At 70.9% G+C, this 4,672-nt stretch carries 4 protein-coding genes; 2 read left to right on the top strand and 2 right to left on the bottom strand.

Going from position 1 to position 4,672, the window contains the following annotated elements; genetic code table 11:
- Positions 1 to 502: 502 nt before the first annotated feature.
- Positions 503 to 1,669, bottom strand: a complete 1,167-nt coding sequence (locus AC08OV_RS23650) for a helix-turn-helix transcriptional regulator (RefSeq protein WP_476615769.1) — start codon at positions 1,667 to 1,669, stop codon at positions 503 to 505.
- A gap of 97 nt (positions 1,670 to 1,766) precedes the next feature.
- Here AC08OV_RS23650 and AC08OV_RS23645 point away from each other — a divergent pair, with 97 nt between their 5' ends.
- Complete coding sequence (locus AC08OV_RS23645; RefSeq protein WP_476615768.1) at positions 1,767 to 2,252, top strand: VOC family protein; 486 nt, start codon at positions 1,767 to 1,769, stop codon at positions 2,250 to 2,252.
- 38 nt (positions 2,253 to 2,290) lie between these two features.
- On the opposite strand, the gene AC08OV_RS23640 is transcribed toward AC08OV_RS23645, so the two are convergent.
- Positions 2,291 to 3,436: an amidohydrolase family protein gene (locus AC08OV_RS23640; RefSeq protein WP_476615767.1), complete on the bottom strand. Its 1,146-nt coding sequence runs from the start codon at positions 3,434 to 3,436 to the stop codon at positions 2,291 to 2,293.
- 362 nt (positions 3,437 to 3,798) lie between these two features.
- Here AC08OV_RS23640 and AC08OV_RS23635 point away from each other — a divergent pair.
- The coding region (locus AC08OV_RS23635; protein WP_476620342.1) for a type I glutamate--ammonia ligase at positions 3,799 to 4,672 on the top strand (874 nt) is incomplete at its 3' end.

The following is a 4,672-nucleotide window of genomic DNA, read 5'->3' as shown; positions in this document are numbered from 1 at the left end:
GCCCTGGGCCACGCTCCCAGCCGGGCCCGCGCCCACGATCACCACGTCGTAGCTTCCTCTGACCACGCCAGAAGTCTACGTGCTCCATGAATGGCAGGGGTTGGCATCACCTATACGACGCATCTGGAAGGATCTTCGAGTGGAAGATGCGCTGTTCGGAACCGTCGGTGACCAGTGGCTCCATGTCCTAGGTTCAGAGATGCACGCGGAGTCTGGACGAGGGCCAAATATGATCATTGTTCTGGTCGTGACCATGATCAGTTGATCTTCCGGGTCGCGCGGGCTTGGATTCAGCCCCCTCTGGGGCGTTGGCGACCGTCGAAGCCGCTGCTTCGTCCCGCTCAGCGCTTCCTCGATGGACGCTGATCAAGGGGCGTGGGCATCCACCGTCCGTAAAGGTTGGCAGCCTGGTGCCGGCGTTATCCCAGTGATTCAGACGAAGCGCCGAGGCGCCACGTGGCGTCCGGAGGCGTCAGGCTCCCGGCAGTCAGGGCGCCGGCAGTCAGGGCGCCGGCAGGTTGTGGTTCCCGGCGACGGGCCTGCGACTTCCGCCGTTGCCCGGCGCCGGTGCGCCGTACAGCGCGGCGAGCGCGCCCGCGGCGCGCGTCATCGCCTCGCGTAGCTCCGGGGGGTGGAGCACCTCCAGATCCGGGCCGAGTACGAGCAGCTCGCGCTCGGCGTGCCGGACGGACTCGATCGGCACCACCGCGCGTACCCAGCCGTCCTCCTCCGGTGCGCTCGCCGTTTCCCGGACGGCGCGGGCGACCGCCGGGGGGAGCCGGAAGGGGGCCATCGTCACGCCGGTCGGGGAAAGCCGCACGGTCGCCCGTGCCCGGTAGACCTCGGATTCGTAGCGGGCCGTCCAGCCGGCCCAGTAGGCGCCGAGGTCGAAGCCATGCGGCCGTTCGAACGTCTTGGTGGTCGTCTCGAGGCTGAGGATCTTCGCGACCCGGTACACCCGGGGCAGGGTGGCCGGCCCGCCCGCCGGTTCCGCGCCTCCGCTGCCGTCCGCACTCTCGGTGGCGCCCGCGGCTCGGGTGCCGTCAGGGTCGCGGCTGCTGCCAGCGTCCTCGGCCAGGCCTACGCCCTGGGTGCCGTGTGCGACGTTGGCGACCAGGTACCAGGTGCCGCTTTTGAGGACCACGCCGAGCGGTTCGAGGTGCCGGATGATCTCGCGGGGGGCCCGCCAACGCCGGTAGGTGACCCGGACGCGGCGCTGCTCCCACACCGCCGCTGCCACCTCGGTCAGCAGCGGCGTGTCCTCGGTGGCCCGGAACCAGCCGGGCGCGTCGAGATGGAAGCGCTCCCGCACCCGGCCGGCCCGTTCGCGCAGCTGCTCGGGCAGCGCCGCCATCAGCTTCAGTTCCGCCGCCGCGAGCATCGTGCCGAGCCCCAGCTCGCCGGCGGCCGCCGGCATGCCGGCGAGGAACAGGGAGTCGGCCTCGCCGGAGGTCAACCCGGTCAGCCGGGTGCGGTAGCCGTCGAGCAGCCGGTACCCGCCGGTGGCACCGCGGTCCGCCAGCACCGGGACCCCGGCCTCGGCGAGGGACTCCAGATCCCGGTAGACCGTCCGCACGGAGACCTCGAGTTCGTCGGCGATCTCACGCGCCGTGAGCCGCCCACGGGTCTGCAACAGCAGCAGGACGGAGAGGAGCCGGCCGGCACGCATGCCCGATTCTCCCCGGGCCATACCTGCCAGGAGAAGTCAGGTATGGCTTCGAGGATGGGATCCGACGCATCGACACCGGAACGCGAAGGAGATCGCCATGGCGGGAACGGACCCGGCTCGGGAGATGGGTGTGGAGATGGCCGGGGGCGCGGCCGCTACCGGTGCGGCGACTGGGTCCGCAAGTGCTGGCTCCGCGAGTGACGTGGCGGCGACCTGGGCCGGGCTGATGCTCGACTGCCCGGACGCGAAGGAGCTCGCGACCTTCTACGGCACGTTGACCGGGTGGGGCGTCGCCGGCGCCGACGACGAGGGGTCCTGGGCGTACCTCACCCCACCGGGGACCGAGATCATGATCGGTTTCCAGCGGGTGGCGGGCTACCAGCCGCCGCGCTGGCCGGACCAGGACGCCCCGCAGCAGTTCCACCTGGATTTCCGGGTCGCCGGCCTGGACGCCGCCATCGCCCTGGCGGAAGGCCTCGGCGCGAGGCAGGCCGAGTTCCAGCCGGGTGGGGACCGGTGGCGGGTGCTTCTCGACCCGGTCGGTCACCCGTTCTGCCTCTGCCCGCCGGCCGCCGCCGGCTGACCGCCGAGCCGCCAGTGCTGGTCAGGGCAGGTCGTTGGTCAGGGCAGGTTGTAGACGCGGCGGGCGTTGTCCGCGCAGATGAGCCGGGCGACCCGCTCGGCGTCGGCCGCGGTCCAGGCGTCGTCGGCGACTCCCGCCGCGAGGAACGCCGACAACCCACGCCGGAACAGGACGGCCCCGAGCAGGTACAGCTCGCCGAGCGCGAAGGCGTCGGTGGAGAAGAGGAACTTGCCGAACGGGGCGAGTTCGAGTGCCTGCGTGAGCAGGCCGGCCGAGCCGCGGCCGCAGTTGTGAATGGCGAGCCCGAGGTCGAGGTAGACATTCGGGAACACTTGGGCTAGGTAGCCGGCCTCCCGGTGGAACGGGTAGCAGTGCAGCAGCAGCACACTGACCTCGGTCGGTGCTATCGCCCGCAGCAGGCCGGTGAGCAGCAGTGGGTTGCCCCGGCGCAGGTCGATGTCGCAGTCCCCGTACCCGACGTGGATCTGGATGGGTAGCCGCGCGTCGACCCCGCACCAGATGAGGAAGGCGTGCAGGGTGGGGTCGGTCAGCCGGATCGGGGCGCCGGCGCGGATCTCGTGGATCCAGCCGCGGGCGGCGGCGGCGACCTCGCGGTCGGTCGGTCGCTGTGCGGGCAGCTCCAGGCCGCCGCGGTAGGCCGCGACCGACTTCACCGCGACCATGGTGGGGCGGGCGGACTCGAGCCGGGCCCGCACGGTGTCGGCGAGGTGGGTCATGCCGATCTGCCCGGTGATGACGTCGACCGCGACCTGCTCGGCGACCCGCTCCAACCGCACCACGTCCACGCCGCGTCCGCTGGCGAGCTCGGCCAGCTCCGCGGCGCTGGTCAGCGGCTCCGGTTGAAATCCGGCGTCGACGCAGAACGTGGTGATCCCGCAGGCACGCAGCAGCCGCCGGTGCACCTCGGCGTGGCCAAGCTCCGCCCGGCGTTCGAGGTAGTCTTCCGGCGCGGCATGCGCCGGTAGGTCGAGCACCGGCGCGCACCAGCGCCGCAGGGCGAAGCCGATCTGGCTGTCGAACAGCGTCGTCCCCGGTGGTCCGGGGTGTTCCGCCTCGGTGATCATGCTTTCGAATTCCGGGCGAGTCAGATCGCGGCCGACCAGACCATGGCAGTGGTGGTCGACGAGCTCGTGATCGACGAACGGTTCCACCGGGCGGCCCACCCATCGATGATCCCCCCTGGAAGGTGGGGTCATGCCTGACCGTACTGGACACACTCGGTCATCCTCAGGTCCACAGCGGCCCTGTGGATAACTTGTGGATTACTCCTGGCTCCCTGGGGACAGTCGTTCTGAAAGTCGATGATGTTGCCGTGTTTTCATCTCTTCTTGCGTCGGCGCCAGCTGTGGACAACGCTCGGAGCGCTTGTTATGAACAGATGGCTTCTCCTTCGATCCGGCCGAATTTTGTCGCTCTCCGTAACATTGTGGGAGAGGGAGGCGCCGCCGTGCCGTGCGCTCCGCCCGGCGTCCGGCAGGCGTACGCGCGACCATGGGGACAGGGGAGACCCGTGGGGAAGGTGAGGATGAACGAGCCTGCGTTGGACGAGTTCGCCCCTCGGATTATCGCCGGAGAGGATCGTAGGCGTGATCGGCTCGCCGCGGCGGCCCGGCACGCGGCGACGAACCTGGAGGTACGCGGCGTCGTCTGTGTTGCGGTGACCTACGTCGACAACAGTGGCATCACTCGGATGAAGGGGGTGCCGATCGGCCGGCTCGACGCGGCGGCGGTGTGGGGCGTCGGCGTGCCGCCGGTGTTCGACGTGTTCGGCGCCGATGACTCGATCACGGCGGGACGGTACGCCGGGGGTCCCGTCGGGGATCTGCGGCTGCATCCCGACCTGGACCGGCTGACACCCCTTGCGGCCCAGTCCGGCTGGGCCTGGGCCCCCGCCGACCGCCGTGACCAGGACGGCCGACCGCACCCGCAGGACGGCCGGGAACTCGTCCGCCTCCAGACGGCCCTGCTCGCCGAGCACGGCCTGACGGCGATGATGGCGTTCGAGGTCGAATGGGCCGTCTCCCCGACCGGTTCCGACGAGTTCGCCCCGGCCGCTCCCGGGCCGGCGTACGGGATGATCAGGGTGGCCGAACTCGGTGACTACCTGCGGGACGTGGTCACCGCGCTCACCGAGGAGGGGCTGGTCGTCGAGCAGATCCATCCCGAGTACGCGGCCGGTCAGTTCGAGGTGTCCGTCGCCGCGCAGGACCCCCTCGGCGCCGCCGACACGTGCGTGCTGGTCAAGGAGACGGTGCGCGGCGTCAGCAGGCGCCATGGCCTGCGCGTCTCGTTCGCCCCCAAGGTGCTCGTCGACAGCGTGGGCAACGGCGGCCACGTGCATCTGAGCCTGTGGAGCGACGATCCCGACCGGCCGCCGGCCCCGGCCCGGCCTGCGCTCT

The sequence above is a fragment of the Frankia sp. CeTa3Moorea genome (assembly GCF_978021225.1).
This window is presented reverse-complemented; position numbering and strand designations above follow the sequence as displayed.

Bases quoted from the DNA above. Each gene is read 5' to 3' on its own strand.
- AC08OV_RS23650 (WP_476615769.1), bottom strand. From the start codon at position 1,669: ATGCGTGCCGGCCGGCTCCTCTCCGTCCTGCTGCTGTTGCAGACCCGT.
- AC08OV_RS23645 (WP_476615768.1), top strand. From the start codon at position 1,767: ATGGCGGGAACGGACCCGGCTCGGGAGATGGGTGTGGAGATGGCCGGG.